Raw genomic sequence first — 19,770 nt, forward strand, 5'->3', positions numbered from 1 at the left:
AACCGAATCACCTAAGGCACAATAGTAACAAAATTCTTGTTCTCACTATAAAAATATTCTCGATCCTGTGGTGAAAATTTCAAAAAGCCTACGTTCTCAGGGACTTGTTGCATAGTCTCACGAATTGTTTACCCTTAAACCCAAACCACTAAACGGGTAAGGGCACCAAACTATGAATAAGGCTCGAGTCGTGAAAAAGCTCAGATCGCAAATAGGAGTGTTGTCTTACGCGGCAAACATGACCATTGGCATGCTACTGGGAGCTGCCCTTCTTTTGGTTCCTGTCATTCCAGAAGTACGAGCAGCTGAGAAAGAGTCGAAACTCGTTGAGGATACCAGAACATATAAGTTTGCTGTCACAGATATTGTCGGGCTTGAAGAATTACAACGAGAGTTTACCGCCTTTCAAAATACTTTGGAGAAAACTACCGGCTACCACTTTCAGCTTTTTCCGGTAACTGGTCGAACGGTAGTTGTCGAATCATTTCGAAGCCAACGGCTTGATTTTGCTCTGATAGGTCCTGCTGAATATGTAGCAATTCGCTCACGAACAAATGTCTCTCCTCTTATAGGACTTAAACGAGAAAATTATCGCTCCGCACTAATCACCAGAAAACAATCTGGAATAATCAGCGTTGGGCAGCTGGTTGATAAAAAAATTGCTTTCGGAGACTTTGGTTCCACGTCATATCACTTAGCGCCGCTACAACTTCTCGCTGATGATGGCGTTCTTCATCAAAAGACCAGTACCATGCGTACCGTCAATCTCAATAAATACGTCGCATGGAAATCTCTCCTTCGGAAGCAGGTTGACGCGATAGGGTTTAACCTTAGTCGATTCGAGCAATTCATTGATGAAGATCCGAAGTTACACAGAGAGGACTTTACGGTACTTGCCACCACTCCAGACCTGCCAAGTGACCTCTTTGTAGCGGGTAAGCACGTGCCGATACCCGTACAAGAGAAGCTCCGAGAAGTTTTTGAGAAGGAGGGCGCCTTGATACTGGAAGCCATGCTACACGGCAAAAGGAATGCTAAGTACCTGAATATGAGCTTTAAAACGGATATTACTGATAATGACTACGGTTACATTCGTAAAATGTATGTAACCGCTGGTCTTGAAACTCTTGCAGGTCATTCATAGTATCTGACGTATTGAACAATGAACTCATTCGTATAGAGACCCTGCTCGAAGCCCCAGTTTACTAGAGATACCATATGGCGACTCAATCCTCTACTCTTCCAGTCCAAGGTCCTCATGCGACAGCAGAAACCGCGCATCCTTCAGAGATACTTTCTCCCAGAGATAACAGTAAGACTTCTCCGATTCTTTGCTTTCAAGGAGTAACAAAACAGTTTGGCACTCAGCGGGTCTTACAAGGCGTGACGCTCTCAGTTCGTCCTGGGGAGGTAACTGCACTTCTTGGCTCAAACGGCTCAGGGAAGAGTACTCTGCTGAGAATGGTTCCAAAGCTTATGGTTGCAGATTCCGGAGATGTTCAAGTATTCGGTCAATCACTTTCCTCCATTCGGAGAAAGGAATTGCGTGCGATTCGATCACAGGTCGGATTTATTTTTCAGAAACATAATCTTGTTCCACGACTATCGGCACTAACGAATACACTCCATGGCGCGCTCGGAAGAACTCGTAGCCCTCAAGCATGGTTTCACTCTATTGCTCCGAGTAGGCTACGACAAGAAGCACTAGCATGTCTCTCTCAAGTCGGTTTACAAGAACACGCGTTAAAGGAAGCAAGATTTCTCTCTGGTGGACAGTCTCAGAGAGTTGCTATAGCGCGTGCTCTCATGCAACGACCAAAGCTCATACTTGCAGATGAGCCAGTTGCAAGCCTCGACCCCGATGCAGGTGAACACGTCATGCGACTATTACGTACTGTTGCCAAGGAGATGGGGATAGGACTGCTATTCTCCACGCACCATCTGGAACATGCCATCGGTTACTCTGATAACATTGTGGGTTTAGTTGGAGGAAAGATTAAGTTTAATAACCCTGCAAACGGGGTAAATATAGACAAGTTAAGGGCAGTGTATGAGAAATAATTCGATACAAGTTTTGCCACCCATATCGTCCCCTCAACTCTCGGTACCACCGCGCTATTCAAGCCCGAAATTTGCTCAAGTAGCGACAATACTGATTCTTTTCGTAGTCATCTATCCTGCCTTTCAAGGAGCCGAAGTTTCGCCACGAGCTCTGATTGAAGGCGCTCCATACATGCAAGAAGTACTTTTAGAAATGTTTCCGCCAAGTACAGAGCGGCTTCCACAAGTTCTCTCCCTACTTGTGAGCACATTTCATATGGCTGTTGCAGGGACAATCATAGGTATTCTCCTAGCACTTCCTCTTGCAATACTCGGAGCAAGAAAAACAACACCACACGTTCTCTTCTACCAATCATCCCGACTTATTGTTTCACTTGCTCGGACCATCCCCGATCTCGTCTGGGCCCTATTTTTTGTGGTAACCGTCGGAATCGGCCCCTTTGCGGGAGTTCTTACGATTGCTGTTGATACTCTAGGCTTTTGTGGTCGCTTTTTCGCGGAAGGTATTGAAGAAACTGAATCAAACCCTAAAGAAGCACTGGAAACACTGGGGGCGGGTCGCCGAGCCATTTTGGCTATTTTCATTCTTCCTTCCTCGGCTCCAAGTTTTATCAACACCGCACTCTTTTCACTTGAGAAAGCAGTTCGTTCCTCTGTTGTCCTTGGTCTCGTTGGAGCTGGTGGTATTGGAGTAGAGCTCAAAGTCGCAATGGACACATTCCGATATGATGAAGCGTGTACCATCATTCTCGCCATCTTTGCGCTCGTAATTGTTGTAGAGCAGGTCAGTATGCACGCTCGAAAGTGGATGGCTTCAGAGTAACGGTTGAGGACAAGAGCTCCTCTTAGTTAAGCTGAGCGCGTCCGTCTTTATCACCAAGGGCACATTGCCCGAGCTCAGCCTCTCTCTCAAGCTCTAAGAATAATTCTCGAAGATACGTTGAACGCACCTTGCCCAGGTCGTCCTCTCCAAGTTCTTCAGCTAAAATACGGAGACATCGAGGAATAGCTTCTGCTAATATGAGAGCCCCATCAAGCCCGAATTCTCCCTGACTGATTCCCTCTAAAATATGAGACGATACTTTTTCCGATCTCTTCTTATGAGCTTCACTCTTCAGAACTCCTCGCTGCTCTCGTTCGGCCGGAGTGCGCTGCATTTCACGGGCAACTTGAGCATCAAGGGTTTCTAAAACTCGGCTCAACGCCTGCTCTAGAGTCATGCTTCCTTTTTGTTTTCTTGCCATCTGTTCTCCCGTTTCTCTCCGTAGACCTCCGTAAGGCTAACAAATCAAAAATACAATCTAAAGCTCCTTTCCCTGCGTTCATTTTCACTGGATAATGCACCTATGAAGCGGTTACATATTCTTCTCCTATTAATTGCTATTCCAGTCTTTTATTTCATGCCGGTCTTATTTTCATCGGACGGAGAAAGCAACCTATCTCTCGAGTATTGGTTTCCTGCTCTCTTTTCCTCCGAAGAAAGCGCTGAAAACCACATAAAGGCAGGAAAAGCATTTCTAACTGAAGACAATCTGTGGAAAGCGCGCCAGTCTTTTCATCGTGCCACTAAGTTTGACCCTCAAAATTCAGAAGCAAAATTCCTGCATGGAACGACTCAACTGTCTCTTAAGTATTTTGAAGAAGCAATTCGTGACTTCACTGAATGTCTTCAGCTTGATCCATCTAATGGAAATGCCTATTACAATCGAGCGATAAGCTTTGCTCACCTCCAAAACTTCTCTTCAGCTATCCGTGATTTCACCGAAGCCATTAAGCTTAATCCAAGTGATGTAGCAGCGTATCGTGACCGCGGTGTCGCAAAACAACGGCTTGGTGATAAGCGCAATGCGTTGGCGGATTTTCAAAAAGCAGTGGCACTACAGCCAAACTATGTACAAGCTCAGGTAAGCCTTGGCTATCTTCTTGTTCAGATGGGCTCTGTTGAAGAAGGACTGAACCATTTAAACCTTGCTGCTTCCTTAGACCCGCAAGTCAGGGGCAATTTTATAACCGATAAAACCTGTGGACTTGCCTGGGCAGAAGAAACCCAGCGAATAATTTATAGAGCATGTGAAAAACTGAGGCCCGAAGAGAATCCTCTATGACAACAGATAGATTATTGTTGAGAACGCTCAACAAAAAATTTGTCTAATTGGCTACTGAATAGCTCAGCGACGACTTGCTCCGATACGGGAAACAATCCATCAGGATTAGTAGGATCCAGAACAGCTGCAAACTGTCTTGCGAGCTCTACTGCCCCTCTATTCAAACAAGAGCGAATCAGTGCTAGTGATAGTATCGGATATTCGGGATAGTAGGAGATAGCTTTCTTAAGAAGCGTTTCTCCAGAGTCATCGCTTAAGGTCATATCAGCTAAAAGACAGGTAAAAGCAAATACACATGCACTCACCTCATCAAGCGGCTCTCGTTTATCTACAATGCGTTCAGCGCTCTGTAATCCTTTCTCCAGACACCGTGAAATTAGTTGACTGCTAGTACGATTTGAACGACACACAATCCCAAAATAATTATGAAGCCATCCAACTCTACTCCTCGGCTTTGATTTCTGACATTGTAATGTCTCAAAAATACTGATTAAGCGTTTTGCGCGATGGATGGGCAGATGCATCTCAAGTATTTTTTCTCGGCCAGCAGCTCCAATCCTTCGAGCTTCATCTTTATGCTTGAGAAAATAGCGGATTTTCTCAGCAGCTTCCTCGACATTTCCCTTTTCATAGGTAATCAGGTGGGTTCCATCTTCAAAGAGCTCAGGAAGACCATTTTCCGTCCGCTCAGTAAGCAACAAAGCTCCAGACATCATCGCTTCAAAAACCCTGAAATTGACATCTTTCTTCACGGTCTGATTGATTACAATCTCTGACTGGGGGAACATCGTTTGCCAGCTTCCAGGTTGGCATACTATCTCTACTTCCTTTTGTAACTTCTCAAAAAAGTCACAACGCTCAGCATTTAAGTAAGGTTCCAGAGTTCCAATAAAAACTGCTCCATACTCCTTTGTTTCACAAGGCTCTACGTAATCACTAGCCCAAAGAGGCATCCAATCTACCGATGAATCCGAGATACTTTGTATTTCGGGTATGAAATCTTTCTGAGCCACCAGAACTTTATCAAAGATTCTGCCCAGATTTCCGTGGAGAGAGGAGTGATGGTGAGTATCTATTGATAAAAAGACTGTTGGGATACCACATTCTGGAAATCCCTCCACATAAAATGGCGCGCTATCATCATGAATTAAGATTATATCTGGCGTCCAGCCATTCAGATAATCTGCAATGACTTCATCAATATGAATAAAAGGTTCAGCTAGGTTCACATCGGTATGAGCCTTCAGCCCAATACTTCGGACATCATGACCTAAGCTTCGGAACTCATCACAGAACCAATTCTGGCTAAAGACAAGAATCTTCATGGCAGAAAACCGACTAAGAAGATATCTCCCCAGAGACTGCACTCTCTGGCGAAACAATAAGATCTCGTAACTCTATGGCTCGTTCATGTTGTGGAGAGAAAATGAGTATTTTCTGTACCTCGAGAAGCGCTTCCTCCATTCTTTGTTGTGCATAGAGACAACCAGCATAAGAGTACACCATGTCAAGATCCGCTGGGTGAAGCTCAAGATAACCTTCGAGACGTCGCTCTAGCGTTTTCAGATCTCCCCTGTCATAACATAACTGCATCATTCCATATAACGCATTGAGATTCTCTGAATTTTCATCAAGAGCCTGGCTATACCAATGCCACGCAAGGTCCATGTCTTTTCTAAAGTATGCACACAACCCGAGGCCTGTCATCGCCGTATCACAACGAGCGTCTGATTGAAGTGCCTTTTGAAAGAGTTCTTGGGCAGATTGCAGCTCATTGTAACTGGCAGCAATAGCGGCGATTCCACAAAGTGCTCTAGAGCAGCTCGCATCAAGCGCATGATATCGCTCAAATATTGCTTTTGCTTGCTCTCGCTCACCGGTGACTGCTAACAACTCTGCATGTAGCAACTCCGAACTCTTACGCTGTGCATCGTTCAAGACGCTGCGTTCTAAAAGCTCTGAAGTTCCTTCAAGGGCCTCTTGATAGGACTTGCGATGCTTTAACTCCTCAAGCTCAGACACCCGAACATCAATACTATCAAATGCCATTGCAGCGCTCGTTGAACTTGTCTCTTCAACAATTTGATTTTTCAGTGATACTGTGGGCTCGCTCTTATTGAATCCTTGCGGTTCGCTATTCCTTATCTCAGAGGTAGTCTGATTCATACCTGAAGTATTTGTCTCAACACGTTGAGCAGAGAGCTTTGCCTCCACTGCCTCTTCAATCATCTGCTTGAGCTTTTTGTAGCCCTCATTAAAAGGAGCAGCAACGAGCAACCTCTCCGTCTCTTCCATTGCTTCTCCATACTTTGCTTGCCTGAACAGACAGCCAGCGAGACAATAGCGCATTTCGCAATTTTCCGAGTCATTTCTCACTGCTTGGCGTAATACCCGCTCTAGGTCAGTATACTTTTCTAAAGAATATGAACAGTCGATTAGCTGAAGAATTGCGAGCATATCCATTGGGTCGCGCGCGAGAATATCCAGGAAGCAACCGTAGGCTGCTTCCTTATTTCCTTCCATCATAAAGCACATTCCAATACCAGACTGTGCTTTTATATCTGATGGATCTATCGCTGTTGCACGAGTGAAGTATTCTTTCGCTTCTTGGACTTTTTCTTCAGCGAGATATACTGCAGCACGATTACATAAAACCCGGAGCGCATTCGGATTCATTGCCTCAGCCTTGGCGAGTAAGGTGTGGGCTTTCTCGAAGTCTCGCTCACGAGCAGCTTCAAAGCCTTCTTGCGACAGCTGTTCGAAGTTCTGGTCAGAATTTGATAGAGTCGTTGTCGATTGATTTAGCCCTTGAGTAATTCTGATTGAACTCGGTTCTGTTGCGAAGATCTTTCTCTGTAGAACTGTTTCATATACTTCAATTGTCTTTTTGGTTGCCTCGCTCCATGAAAATGTACGCACTCGCTCCGCTAATTCATGACGGATCGGGCTATAGTAAGCTGCAAGAACTGCATTCCTAACAGAGTCAACATCTCCTGGCTTACAGTAGAAGCCATGCTCACCAAGATAATCACGCGTTGTTCCCGTATCGGCCGCAACAATATTACATCCCTTGTTGGCAGCTTCGAGAGATACAAGTCCTGGAAGCTCATACCAACTTGGTAGAGCATGAACTCGTGCTGCGGCATACGCTGAAAGAAGCATCTCAGGAGAAATTCGATCAAGAACAAGAGTCTCTCCTGCCCGCTTAAACTCTCTCACTGCTTTTGCATACTCAGGCTGGTAGGAGAATCCTCCGCCTGCAAAAACTACTGGAAGAGTCGAACCCTCAAGAGCAAGTTGAAGCATCAACTGGTTCTTTCTTGATTCAAGTCTTCCGACACAAAGAATAAAATCTTTTAAGCCATACTCTCGAACAAATAGGCTCTCATCTGCATCTGCTTGAATTTCGTAACCAACGGGGACAATGGAAATAGGTGCATGATTTGGATACGTGCGTGTGACCACCCTCTGTTCGCCGGCACCGTTCACAATCAGATGTGCGGCATTGCTCGCACTCCATGCATTCTGAAACGGGAGAGAATTTTGAGCATGTTCAAACCGAAGAAGGTTCTCATTTAACCATTCTTTGTTCTGACCCGTGAATACATAATCAATCAATGTTTCTGCAAGAACAGCAGACTGAGTACTAAACTGTGGGATGTCTTCACAAAGAGTTGTAACAACAAAAGGCACTCCCGCACCCTTTACAAACTTACCGCAGGTCTCAACCATTTGAGGAATAGCAAAATTCAGGATGTGAACAAGATCGTAATCCGCAGGATTTTTCTCGGCCTTTAAGTCGACGTCAACATGAATACCATAACTACGCAGCCCTTCAACGAGCTGCTCAACTACTACGGTATCACCTCCACGCTGGGTGAACATGTTACTTCGGTTCTGAATTAAGATTCGACACGAAGACGTTGTCTTGAGTTGTTGGCTATCTTTCCCGTTACTCACTTCTCACTCCTTTTTCTGCTCTCTTTCTACCGTCAGATTTCCATCAGTCTGAGACCCTGATACAAAGAGGCCATCTGGTAAGGTATTCACATAACACACTGCTTACACTACATCTTTATGCATTCATCCCCCTAGTAAGTTCTCCGTACAGGGGATGCCACACACTATAAGATGCAAAAGCCATGCTAACTTTTTCGCTTGAAGAGATTTCTTCTATGAAAAAATGGGGCCTACACATGAGGAATTCCGTTGCATGTCAAAGCAATGACGCGCCATCAGAATCTACGAGACAGTAACGTCTCAGCCTAGCGTATACTATGAACGTTAAAATGTGAGTAAAGAACTCAACAAACTCAGCTAAACACCTACTTGGCGTAAAAGCCCTTACATCGCTCGACAAGCGTCTCGAGCTGCGGCTCTAGCTTTTGTTCAAGAGACTCTCCGAGCGCCCACCAAGACTGATAGAGTTGTTGCTGACAAATAGATTTACATGTTTCAGAGATCTCATTTACTTCCTCAGTAAGATCGAAGGCTATGCGATTTTCCTCTGGGAGAAGCTCGACCAGAGTTCCGTACCACTGGAAAAATGCTTGCAGTGCTTGAACAGCTTCAACAAGTTGCTTATTACCTTCTACTGACTGACCACTCTGAAACTTTCCGCGCGCACCTCGAAATTCCAACAAGCAGCTCTGTACAATCTGGTCCGAACGAACTAACCGCTCAAAAACGAATTCATGCTGGTTACCTGTTTCAACTTCAATAAGTGCCGTATCCAGCGTATTCATGGAACGAGACCAGTCGCTATCTTCGAATTGCTCTCCGTTCAAGAGTATAGAAGTAATCATGTGCTCAGGATCGATTACTGACTTAATCAGCTCGACGACTTCTGCCATCTGTCCACAGTTATTTGCTTGGATAGGTGCTGTTTCACCGTTAATCTGAACTGAAACCATCGCTCTTAAACTCCCGTAAGAAATCTACTTCTTATTGCACGTTATTCGATAAAGCTTGTGTATAATATCTTTGAAGCTTACCAGTGCGTCTCTCTAAGGCCTGGTATACTCCCATCATTTGAGATGCAAGTTCCTCGGCATCGGTTCCCAGAATATTTTCTTTGCCAAATATAAACATTCTCGTGATTGGTCCAAGATGTGGGTAATAAAACCCTATTTGCTCTATTTCTCTGTCTAATTCTTGAAGTTCTTCACTTTTTTCGCCTAAAGAGGCTGCTGGAGCATTTCTATCAAGAATGAGAGCCTGCAATTCGCCCAACAGTTCTTGCCCAGCTCTTGCTGTCTCAGCAACTATCTCAAGACCTTCTATTGGAGACCCAGTGATGATTGGCAACTTACTCCGTGGAGACTCTTCAAAGGAGTAACCCCCGAGATCGTCGAGCCATAATTTCCGGTAGGCCGCCCGAAATTGCTCCATAGCTGAATTCTCAATGCGATTAAGAGGCTCTAGATCATAGAAACCGAACTCATCAAAACAGGTTCGATAGATAACTGCTCCGCGATAATCACGAAGTGTTATAGGAAGCTCGCTGCAATCACCCTGTACTCGCAACATCGCGAGCTCTGCTAATACCTCTGGTGAAATGGTATCGTGACATTCTGGTTGCGAACATGGCTTGTTAGGATTACACGGTCCGCATCCAATGACTGGCTGAAGAACAATATTGCCCTCCGCATAGGGGCCCGTTTCATAGCCAAATGCTGAGGCAAGAAACATTGAAATGACAGGAGTACCAACCGCAACACTCATGTGCATTGGTCCAGTATCTCCCGTGATCAATAAATCACTCATCGAAAGAAATGCTGCTAGCTCATCAATACCTGTTTCTCCTGCGACAGAAAAAACGCGCGGTGATGTAACCTGTTGCATAATTGGATCAATGATATTGAGCTCTTTTTTCGTGCCTGTCAGTAAGACTCTACAGTTATACCTTGATGTCAAGATTTCAATAAGCTGGACAAACTTCTCTGGCTGCCACTGGCGCTTGCGTTGACTCGCTCCTGCTTGAAGCATCACCATCGGCCCATCTTGTGGGAACTCCATTTCTGTAAGCATCTGTGAAGCACGCTCCTTTGCTTCCTCTTTGATATCGATGAGCAGAGAGCGTGGGTGTTCTTCTACGTCTGCAGAGCAGCGGAATACATCAACCAGGTTAAGCGAATTATACTGTCGATTCTGGTGAAAAACAGAAGTTGCAAACAACTGTGCCCACTCAGATTCTATAACTCGGTGACCTTCTGCATCTGCTGCCCATCCACCTTTCCGCTCAATTCCAACGAGGTGCAAAAGAAGTGCTGTATAGGCTGAAGACGACATATTCAAAGCATAGTCGAAATTTCGGGAACGCAAATCATCTACAAATTCCGAAACATACTCATATGCATCGATCATCCCCTCTTTCTCGCGAGCCAGTGCTCTCACTGCCATACTGAGATCTATAGAGAGCACCTCATCCACATACGGGATAGAGTGACAGACAGATTCAAACTGTTTCTCGACAAGGACCGTGATTTTACAATCAGGATTTTCTTTTTTAATCCCCGCAATCGTAGGGGTTGCCTGCAGCATATCTCCGAGTCTCGTGATGTTGACAAGAAGTACATTTGATTTCTTTGGGTGCCGCTTTTTCATTTTACCTATTCCTGCACTTTCACCAATTGATTCACTAAGATTTTACCCTTCCATGTTCCTTCATCCGGATCATTTGCTTCCGTATGTGGAATAGGAACAAGAGCTTTTGTTCTGTTTCTGTCAGGTTTCCCTCACCAGTAACGATATCAGCCACCAATCCATCAAGGTTAGCATCTTCTCCGCGGCGATAGGCTATTTCACACCGTTCTTTCAACTCGGGATGCGGCTCTGCACGCTCGATTACTCGCTTCCATGGCGACTCACCAATCCGTTTTCGCAACTGCGAATACCGTGAGCTATAAATTATCGAGAGCATTTCAGTAATACGATGTTGATAAGTATGCTCTCTTAAGACTCGCGCACGGGCCTTCTCGATAAATGGTTGTCGTGCCTCGGGGTGAGCAAGATAGTACTCTATTTTTTCAATCAGCTCTTTCCGAGATTCAAACGTTTCTACCTCTTCACCTGGTGTAAATACCTCACTAAGCAGGCTACGTTTATCGACTAATTGAAATGCACCACATGCAGCCAACTCAAATGTTCGAGGATTTATAAAATCACCAGCAGGATCAACTCCATCCCGCTCAGTTGAAGAATGGAGATTAAGATTGATAGAAGTGGAGTTAAAAATCTTAACATATTCTTGCGGCTTTAAACGCCTTCCCTCTTCCTGCACCATTCGATCAAAAGGCTTACACTCTGGCCACTCAGTGCCCCAAAGCTTGATAGGTAAACCGCTCAGGGAAGCGAACATCTGCTGTCGATTGTGATATCCTGCTCCTACAAAAGAAACAGGTGAGCCCCACCGCTCTCGCTCTTCGGCACTCAGTTGAAGAGGAAGATGCACTGCCGGATCTGCCGCAGTTGGAAGATAGTGAACCTCGCCTGCACCAGCAGCCTTAATAGCTTCAATGCACTCGCCTCTCTGAATTGTAAAAACAAAATCATAGTGCTTTGCGAGAAACTTCCAGGCTGGAAAGCGGAGATAATCTTCTACGAACCACAGTACCGTAATAACTCCTCGTGAACGGAGCTCTTCCAAAGTTTTTACGGTGATTGGTGCTTGCGCCATGCAGATCAGAATGTCCATCGGCTTCTCATTGGCGATTTCACTCACCATATCCGATAGGTTTTCTGAAAACTTTCCTCTTAATAATCTTTGGCGCATATCGTCAAAGACTAAATCAGAGATGCCGTTAAAACCGGTTGCAAATGGACTCATATCGATACTACGAACTCTCTGGTGCAGCTGAGAAAGTGCGTGAACGGTATAACCAAGAATCGGAAGCGTACCTCCCATCATGGGACCCAGCACAGAAATATTGGGAGAGAGAAGCCCTATTCCTTTGGACTTGAAAAAGCTCGTCTTCGTCTGTGAAGCTTGCTCTGGATAGAGGTTTGCCGTCTGGGGTCTGAGAAGAATCTCACTTTTTCCATCGCATGAGAAGTCAACACTCTCAGCACCAAGAAGCAGTCCCTCAAGCCGCTCAAGTAATGGAGCACAATCTCTGGAAGACAGTGTTGCCCGCAGTACTGCAAGAGACGGTTCGATCGCCGTTAATTTCGCCTCAGGTCTCTTTTCCAATAGCGTCTCTAAGTGATGTCCGCCAGCAAACCCAAAAACGAAGAGATTGTCAGCATCTCGCACTTCGGGAACTTGCAACTGTGCTTTGGTCCAGTTTACTGCGGCACGAACAGGTGCAGTAGGATGATCAAGCACCTGTCCATTTTCAACAAGCACTATTCCCTCTTCGGTATCACGCACTTCAACTGATTGAGATGACGTATCACCAAATGAAGTAATTTGACGATACGCCTCTGGAAATCGTTTTTGAATAATCGCAATATTTCTCTGAAAGATATCGCTATCATTATTATTATCAGGCTCAGGGGTGAGCACTTGCTTCTTTTTAGCCTCAAGAGCTTCAATCATTCCTACAATTCGATCTAACAGATCTTGAATATCGAGATTTATGGATTTTGCATGAGCGACTGCAAAATTCAATGTTTCACGAGCTCTTTCGACATCTCCGCACTCGGCAAGCTCTCTGGCATAATTCAGTGACATCCAACACTCAACTTCCAGACCAGTAATAGCATCAGCAGTTTGTGGCTCTCCATCTGGCAACAAAAGCTTTCCAACTTGAGTGTAATCGCTCGTCGGCTCGCTAATTTTCCGGAATGAGCCGATCTTGGCAAAAATACCCGCTTCTTCAAATGAGACTTCGAAAGGAAGTTTTAATTCATCAATCCACTCAACGGTAAATCCTGCAGCAGCAATTGCTTTTCGAAAGTTCTCTTCATCAAAACATCGCAAATGAAGAGTGTCATCGCTTGTTACTCGCTGCTCTTTACCAAGATATATCTGTAACCTTACAAGACCGCCATCTTTAAGAACTCTATTTGCCTCTAGCAGATATCGAGAAAAAATCTCTAAGGGTGTACTTGTAATCGCAGCAAAGCTGTAAACCACATCAACGGACTGAGAGGAGATCTGAGAGAGTGAATAGCCATCTCCTGCAACCAGCTCCAGATGAGAATGCGATCCAACAAGGGATGTAGCTCTTTCCAGGGCGACTGATGAGATATCGAGACCGATAACTTTTTGATAATGATCAATAGCAGATTTCAAAAGGCGGCCAACACCGCATCCGATCTCGAGAATTGTTTTATCTGAAGTATCTTCAATATCACGGGTAATGATATTAAAATCTCGCTCTCCAGTTTCCCACATCACCTGATCGCTTTGGTATCCATCGCTCATCCAAAAGCGATAGTCATGAGCGATTCGTCTATCCCAGTCTGCTCTCATTCGAGAAGCGAGTTCTCTTTCATTCATACAAGTCTCTTCTTTATTTCACCTGCTTCACACGTATTCACCGTGCCTCTTTTTTGATGTTCAGATTCATCAGACTGGTTCAGAGACATGCTGAAACAGTTGAGACACCAGAGAATTGTCAATATATCCACTAATTACTGGAGGTTACCTTGCTCAAGCGCGACTCCTGACTGTTGGAGATAGTCCTCCATCATCTGTTGTTGACTCATAGACCCTGGATTTTTTGGAAAACCAGCTGGAGCTGCAATCTCTTCTTCAAAATAATAAGGGTTGAGCGTCATAGGATAGGTGTACATCCCAAGGCGCTTCACTGGAATCCTTTCGAGGGTTGGAGAAAAGGCTCCACCCCGCACAAGTCTCTTAATTTCATCAGTTTTTGCCATCTCTACTGATCCTGCTGAAAGCACTTTTGAGGTCGCTGGGTCAACAAGTCTGGCATTGATGTAGACTCGAACAGGAGAAACCACATAGGTTCCGACTATGATGGCACCAAGGTCTCGCTCTCGTCTTACCTGTGCTACATCGCGACTCAACGCGAATTCTCCGTTATTTGAAAGAAACTGTAACGCATCAGCATGTCGAAGCTCTACAACATCGTAACCTCTCATGGCCAACTCGCTCATGAGCTGTTCACCATAGATGCGGCCAAAAGAAGAGGTGGTTTTGAGGTCATCGAGATTTACAAAGGTCGTTATCCCGATTGGGCCTGGGTGAACTCCCTGATAGTACTCATCAATCTGTTGCGCTAGGAAAGAGGTTTTAAACCTCCCAACAGACTCATTTTCATAATCTTTAAACTCAAAAGGCCAGAAAGCTGGCACATTGTCGTATCTCTTGCTACATCCACCTAAAACGAGGCAGAGGCTCAAAAGAAGCATCATTCCAATCTGGCACGAGAGTTGAAACCCCGTTACTATCTTCTTACGAGAGACAGTATCAGTTTTTAAAGAGTAACCTGTGAAAAATTCTCGACTTAATTCCTTATTCATCGCCAAAAGACTCCCTTTCCGTGTGTCTTATAAACGTCTTTTTGTGCTGATCACCGCCAGTGTTTTGACAGTGGTAGCTTTTACCGCCTGTAGCACGCTTAATCTTCAACAGGAGGAAGTGTGCAATTCCCATGCACACATTCGTGTCCCGTTGGATGAATTTGTAAACCAGCGATTTCCTACTGGAATCCCTGTAAGGCTCGGAATCATTCCCTTTGCAACCCCGGTAAATCTTGCCGCACAGAGTGATAGACAGCCAGGCGCGGGAAAGCAACTGGCTCGTTATTTACAACGAGAGTTTCTCAGCAGCCAGACTTCCGCCAATATAGTGGAGGTAATGGATCGCTCAGACTGGCCTGGACAAGCAGAGCAGTTCTTTCATGGAAACTTTAATGCGATCAGTATGGCACGTGATGCTGGTTTTGATCTCGTGCTGGTGGGGGTCATTGAAAGCCCAAGGTCTATTGATGCAGTCTCTGCTTTCTCAAAATTAATAGAGGTTGAAAGCGGAATTACTGTTTGGAATGGAAGGAGTGAGGCATCAACCAACGCAAATGTTCGCTCGCGCTCAGGAATCTCTTCGTGGTGGGCTAGTGATGAACAGCGCTATCCGAGAACAAATCTTTTATTAGAGAGTTTGGCATTTTGTATTACTCAAAACGCTCTAACAGACACCCCTGTACCAGAGTAAGAAAGGAACGAGCAAGGGAAACACTCATGTTATCTGCTCAAGACCTCTCTTCCTAAAATATGGGCACCTTCGGTAAAAGGTGTTTTCGGAAGACCTCACTGCTTTGCCTTTCTGATAACTAATTCAGCATTTTCAAATACATAGAAAAATTGATTAGCGCTCCTTAAATTCATAGACTAGAACCTCATTTACGGTCTGTGTGAGATAGCTGTTATCACTTACTTGGGGAAATAGCGAAGACTCGCTATTGGTGGGGTATATGGAATTTAAACGCGATCTGACAGCCTTTGTCGCCATCTCTCTCTCCGCGCTGACTGGGCCTGCCAGCGGACAAACAAAGAGACCAGAGCCTGAATTTCATTTAAAATCACAGTCAGTAGAAAACACCTCTCCGAACGAAGATTTCCGACTACCACCAATTGAGTCCATAACACCAGAGGTTATAAAACTCTTTAAAGAGTTTCATCAGATGAGCATCCGAGCACCAAAGCTTCAGATGCAATACACCTCACCCCAATTAGAGCACGAGTCTCAAGTCTTAAATTTGGGCAGAGAAGTAGCGTTACTCGCTCCTGATGAGCAACTCGAACTCTTGAATACGCTGAACGAGTGGTGGGCTAACGACGGAAACATAACCGCAACAAGGCAAAATATTAGCGAAGAGCTCAAAGCGAAACAACATTGGACCCTGGGTCTTTTGTTAGGAGGCATTGCTCTCGGCAATGAGGCGATTGTAGCCCGCAATGGAGGCAAGGACGATGACGTTCATCATCAGTTTGCGCTTATCTCGATGCTTGCTGCGCTGCACGAAACAGATAATCCCTTTCCACAAGCCTATACGGGCACTGCGATAGGCTTGACGACCAATATCGGTAATGCCTCTATCATTTTAAAAACGCACTCACAGTCAAGTATGATTGCGAGACTCGATAGCCTACTGACCGAAGCCCTAAAGTATGAAGCCGTAAATATCTCGACAGAAGCTCCAACTTCTGAGCAAACAAGCACCCTTGGGCTCTACCAGACTACCGTCGAGAGCCATCTCTATTATCTTTCAAAACAGGGCGGCTTCAGCGAGTCAAACATGAGTAAGCTACTCAAGATCCTTGATCACCCATCATTAACCAAACCCCTGAAGGAAAATAATAGAGCAATTATCACTATTGATGGTCTACGTCCCAAGTTTGAACGCTTACTCGTTAAGGTTATTGATCAAATAGAAGCAAGAGCGACTAATCAGCCTACCAACGAAGAACTGCCTCTTCGCCCCGTAACCGTAGTCAGTTATGCGAGGCTATTTGCCCAAGCATTACAAGATCCAAGAGGGAGCATCTATAAAAAACAAATCGCTCTTGCTGGGTTAAGTGGCTCTAAGGCAGAACTGCTACAAAGAGAAAGCGGTGTCAATATTCCGGAAATGATTCTCACAGAGCTTAAATCTTGGAGTGAATCACCCAAGAGCAAAACTGAGATCTCTTTTCTCAAGAAAGAATACGAGCAATTTGGTATCTTACTGTTAGACGCTCTTGAGGTGAGTAATACTGCATCTCAAATGACAATAGTTCGAGGTGCTAAAATACTTGCTGAAAAAAGTAGAGAGTTTTCCCCAGAGTTATTTGCCGAAACCCAGAGTCTGTGTCTGAAGACAATTCAGAAGGCGATGAATCCGACCATGGAAACATTTACCAAAGACGAGGTCAAAGAAGTATTAAAGGCTTTAGACAGCCTACGACTAACGGAAGCAGAGGATCATCAACTTCACTTTCGATTACGAACAATTTGTTTCATTTATCTCTGAGCGTTAGTTTATAGCCGGGCTTTTTATCGCTAGCACTGAACTCTCCGAAATCAAATCATTACGTTTTATTCAGACCGAACATCTCTTCGGCATCTTCTCATCTATTTACTTCATCACTCGATCTCTTTAAATGTGCTGACAAAATGATATTCATAAAGAGTGTACAAATGTAGATTATTTTTTGACTTGTATTGAGCGCAGCGTGCCTAAGCATATGAACACTTCCTCTCCTAAAGGGATCCACATTCTCCTTCATGAGTCACGGTAGAATCGAAACTTTTCGCGGCACACGGGGGCAAATTTTCGGCAGCTCAGTTGCACTATTGCAGAGGCTTAGCCACAAGAGGTAAGGTCTTCTCACCAAGGCGAGGTTACAGTGAAACGACGAAATTTCCTCAAAAAAACTATACTCTATCCAGCTGCTGTCTCTGCGACCGCGCTAGCCTCATCTCTTACTGCTCGCTCTTCAGCGTTTGCGCAAAAAAAGAAATATCGGTGGAGACTCGCACTTGGCGTTCCCCGTACACTGCCCATTTGGGGTCCTGGAATTGAACGCTTTGCCAAACTGGTGAAAGAACTCACTGATTCTGCGCTGAATATTCGCGTATATGGAGCGGGCGAACTCGTTCCAGCAATGGAGACATTCGATGCGGTTCGCTCTCAAAAAATTGAAATGGGACACTCCGCTGCATATTATTGGCAAGGGAAAATTCCTGCTTCTCCTTTTTTTACAGCTGTTCCATTCAATACTGGAGCGCTCGAAACCTTAGCATGGCTACAAGCTGGTGGCGGACAGGAACTTTATGAAGAGTTAATGCAACCTCACGGCGTCGTAGCACTGGCATGTGGTGCGACCCCAGCGCAAATGGCTGGATGGTTTAATAAACGTATAGAAACTCAGGAAGACCTTAAGGGTTTAAAAATTCGTATCGCAGGATTTGCCAACCGCATATACAAGGCCGCTGGGGCGTCCCCTGTTCTTGTGCCCGGAGGCGAAGTCTTTACCAGTCTCTCAACAGGGGTCATCGATGCTGCCGAATGGGTTGGTCCTTACCATGACTATACAATAGGCCTTCATAAAGCAGCGAAGTATTACTATGGCCCGGGCTGGCAAGAACAGGGTCCCCTACTCGAACTTATGATCAATAAAAAGGCATGGGAATCACTTCCAAAGCCATTTCAAAACGCAATTCGTGTCGCTGCTAATGATACGACACTATGGATGTTGAATGAATTCAATGCAAAAAATGCTGAGTATCTTCAAAAAATTCGCATGAGCTCAAAACTAGAGATATTACGACTACCCGATTCTATTCTCACTCTTCTTAAACAACTCTCCTCCGAAATCATGCAAGAGGTTGCTGCGAGAGATCCGATGGCTGAGAAGGTACGAAGCTCTCTATTAGCCTTTCAAAAGAATTATCAAGACTGCTACTCTGTGACTAAATTGTCCTCTCACTAAGCTCTAATAATTCTGAATATGATGACACTACTTGCAACATGCATTAGAGGAATATCGAAACTCTCTGCATCCGCGTTCACATTTGCCATGCTACTCGTACCTCTCTTAGTGCTCCTCACTCTTCAACAAGTCATCAGCCGATATTTTTTTCAAGTAAACTCAATAGCCTTACAAGAACTTCAGTGGCATCTGTTTGGTTTTATCATCACTCTCAGCATAGCTCACACGCTTCAGATGAATCAGCATGTTCGTGTAGATATTCTGAGCACCACCTTCAGTTCAAGAATCAAAAACGTAATCCATATCACTGGATTTTTATGTTTAATACCACTTGCTCTTACTCTCGCTTCATTTGGAATCGACGATGTTATGACTGCTAGAAACTACACCACTCCCACACCCCCCTCATTTTATAGTGAAATGTTATTTGGGATAGACTCAGCGATATTCCCGATCGCAAATACTCTGGAGAACTTCCTAAGAGCCACTGTGCTTTTAGGAGAAAGCTCCTCGGATGCAGGTGGACTAGAAGCGCGTTGGATTATTAAATGTGCATTCCCCGTCGGAATGATTCTACTCGCTCTTCAATCATTCGCTCTCCTCCTGCTGTGCATGATACCAACTCTTCGAGAAGCCTGCTCGACGAACACACAGTGGCTGGATTAAACGCTATGAGTTTCAGTATTGAAGAGTTCTTTCCTCTGCTTATGTTTCCTGTCCTATTTATCGGGATACTTTCGGGATTTCCCGTCGCATTTGTTTTAAGTGGCGTGGGTCTGCTCTTTGGATTACTAGGCCATTTCTGGCTGGATATTTTCTCGCTCTCCGATTTTGGATTTATTTCATCAAAAATTTTTGGAGTGATTGAAAATGTAACTCTCATAGCAGTTCCCTTGTTTATCTTCATGGGTATCACCCTCGAGTACTCGCAGATAGCAGAAGAACTGCTAGAAACCATGGAAAGGTTATTTTCTCGACTAAAAGGAGGTCTCCTCTACGGAATAGTGCTCGTTGGCGCACTCCTCGCGGCAAGTACTGGGATAGTCGGGGCTACAGTTGTAACGATGGGAGCCCTTTCTCTCCCAGTATTATTAAAGAGAGGATACCACCCAAGCCTTGCCGCCGGAACGATCTGTGCTGCTGGAACACTTGGTCAGATCATTCCTCCCTCAATAGTTCTGATTCTCCTCGCTGATATGACTGTCTCTTATACACATCT

General features: G+C 44.9%; 16 protein-coding genes. 9 read left to right on the plus strand and 7 right to left on the minus strand.

Going from position 1 to position 19,770, the window contains the following annotated elements; genetic code table 11:
* Positions 1-172 precede the first annotated feature (172 nt).
* From EBR25_02550 to phnE, 3 genes are all read left to right on the plus strand, one after another.
* Positions 173-1,144 carry a phosphonate ABC transporter substrate-binding protein gene (locus tag EBR25_02550; protein NBW39863.1) on the plus strand — a complete coding sequence of 324 codons (972 nt, stop codon included), beginning with the start codon at positions 173-175 and terminating at the stop codon, positions 1,142-1,144.
* A gap of 74 nt (positions 1,145-1,218) precedes the next feature.
* Positions 1,219-2,061, plus strand: coding sequence for an ATP-binding cassette domain-containing protein (locus EBR25_02555; protein NBW39864.1), 843 nt, complete (start codon positions 1,219-1,221; stop codon positions 2,059-2,061).
* Positions 2,051-2,884 carry a phosphonate ABC transporter, permease protein PhnE gene (gene phnE / locus EBR25_02560; protein ID NBW39865.1) on the plus strand — a complete coding sequence of 278 codons (834 nt, stop codon included), beginning with the start codon at positions 2,051-2,053 and terminating at the stop codon, positions 2,882-2,884. Before EBR25_02555 ends, phnE begins: the two co-directional genes overlap by 11 nt.
* Before the next feature lie 22 nt (positions 2,885-2,906).
* Here the strand turns inward: phnE and EBR25_02565 are convergent, their stop codons facing one another.
* Positions 2,907-3,305, minus strand: coding sequence for a hypothetical protein (locus EBR25_02565; GenBank protein ID NBW39866.1), 399 nt, complete (start codon positions 3,303-3,305; stop codon positions 2,907-2,909).
* Between the two features lie 102 nt (positions 3,306-3,407).
* Here EBR25_02565 and EBR25_02570 point away from each other — a divergent pair, with 102 nt between their 5' ends.
* Entirely contained in the window at positions 3,408-4,166 is a 759-nt protein-coding gene (locus tag EBR25_02570) for a tetratricopeptide repeat protein (protein NBW39867.1), read from the plus strand.
* Between the two features lie 11 nt (positions 4,167-4,177).
* Here EBR25_02570 and EBR25_02575 read toward each other — a convergent pair whose 3' ends face one another.
* From EBR25_02575 to EBR25_02600, 6 genes are all read right to left on the minus strand, one after another.
* On the minus strand, positions 4,178-5,491 hold the full coding sequence (locus EBR25_02575; protein ID NBW39868.1) for a hypothetical protein: 1,314 nt from the start codon (positions 5,489-5,491) through the stop codon (positions 4,178-4,180).
* A 13-nt stretch (positions 5,492-5,504) separates the two neighbouring features.
* Positions 5,505-8,051 (minus strand): glycosyltransferase, encoded by a 2,547-nt coding sequence (locus EBR25_02580; protein ID NBW39869.1) that lies wholly within the window; start codon positions 8,049-8,051, stop codon positions 5,505-5,507.
* 440 nt (positions 8,052-8,491) lie between these two features.
* Positions 8,492-9,079: a hypothetical protein gene (locus EBR25_02585; protein ID NBW39870.1), complete on the minus strand. Its 588-nt coding sequence runs from the start codon at positions 9,077-9,079 to the stop codon at positions 8,492-8,494.
* Between the two features lie 31 nt (positions 9,080-9,110).
* Complete coding sequence (locus tag EBR25_02590; GenBank protein ID NBW39871.1) at positions 9,111-10,772, minus strand: glycosyltransferase family 9 protein; 1,662 nt, start codon at positions 10,770-10,772, stop codon at positions 9,111-9,113.
* Between the two features lie 34 nt (positions 10,773-10,806).
* The gene (locus EBR25_02595) at positions 10,807-13,611 is read right to left on the minus strand and encodes a methyltransferase domain-containing protein (protein NBW39872.1); all 2,805 of its coding nucleotides are present in this window, start codon (positions 13,609-13,611) and stop codon (positions 10,807-10,809) included.
* Between the two features lie 134 nt (positions 13,612-13,745).
* On the minus strand, positions 13,746-14,600 hold the full coding sequence (locus tag EBR25_02600; protein NBW39873.1) for a hypothetical protein: 855 nt from the start codon (positions 14,598-14,600) through the stop codon (positions 13,746-13,748).
* A gap of 151 nt (positions 14,601-14,751) precedes the next feature.
* Between EBR25_02600 and EBR25_02605 the strand changes: the two genes are divergently transcribed.
* The 5 genes from EBR25_02605 to EBR25_02625 form a co-directional block, all read left to right on the plus strand.
* Positions 14,752-15,291 (plus strand): hypothetical protein, encoded by a 540-nt coding sequence (locus tag EBR25_02605; protein ID NBW39874.1) that lies wholly within the window; start codon positions 14,752-14,754, stop codon positions 15,289-15,291.
* Positions 15,292-15,550: 259 nt separating this feature from the next.
* Positions 15,551-17,089, plus strand: coding sequence for a hypothetical protein (locus EBR25_02610; GenBank protein ID NBW39875.1), 1,539 nt, complete (start codon positions 15,551-15,553; stop codon positions 17,087-17,089).
* Positions 17,090-17,465: 376 nt separating this feature from the next.
* A complete protein-coding gene (locus EBR25_02615; GenBank protein ID NBW39876.1) occupies positions 17,466-18,551 on the plus strand; it encodes a TRAP transporter substrate-binding protein in 1,086 nt (361 codons plus the stop codon).
* 18 nt (positions 18,552-18,569) lie between these two features.
* On the plus strand, positions 18,570-19,217 hold the full coding sequence (locus EBR25_02620; protein ID NBW39877.1) for a TRAP transporter small permease subunit: 648 nt from the start codon (positions 18,570-18,572) through the stop codon (positions 19,215-19,217).
* A 5-nt stretch (positions 19,218-19,222) separates the two neighbouring features.
* Positions 19,223-19,770: TRAP transporter large permease subunit (locus EBR25_02625; GenBank protein NBW39878.1), on the plus strand; the 548-nt coding region annotated here is incomplete at its 3' end.

This window comes from bacterium (assembly GCA_009926305.1).
In the GTDB taxonomy this organism is placed as follows: Bacteria; Bdellovibrionota_C; UBA2361; order UBA2361; family RFPC01; genus RFPC01.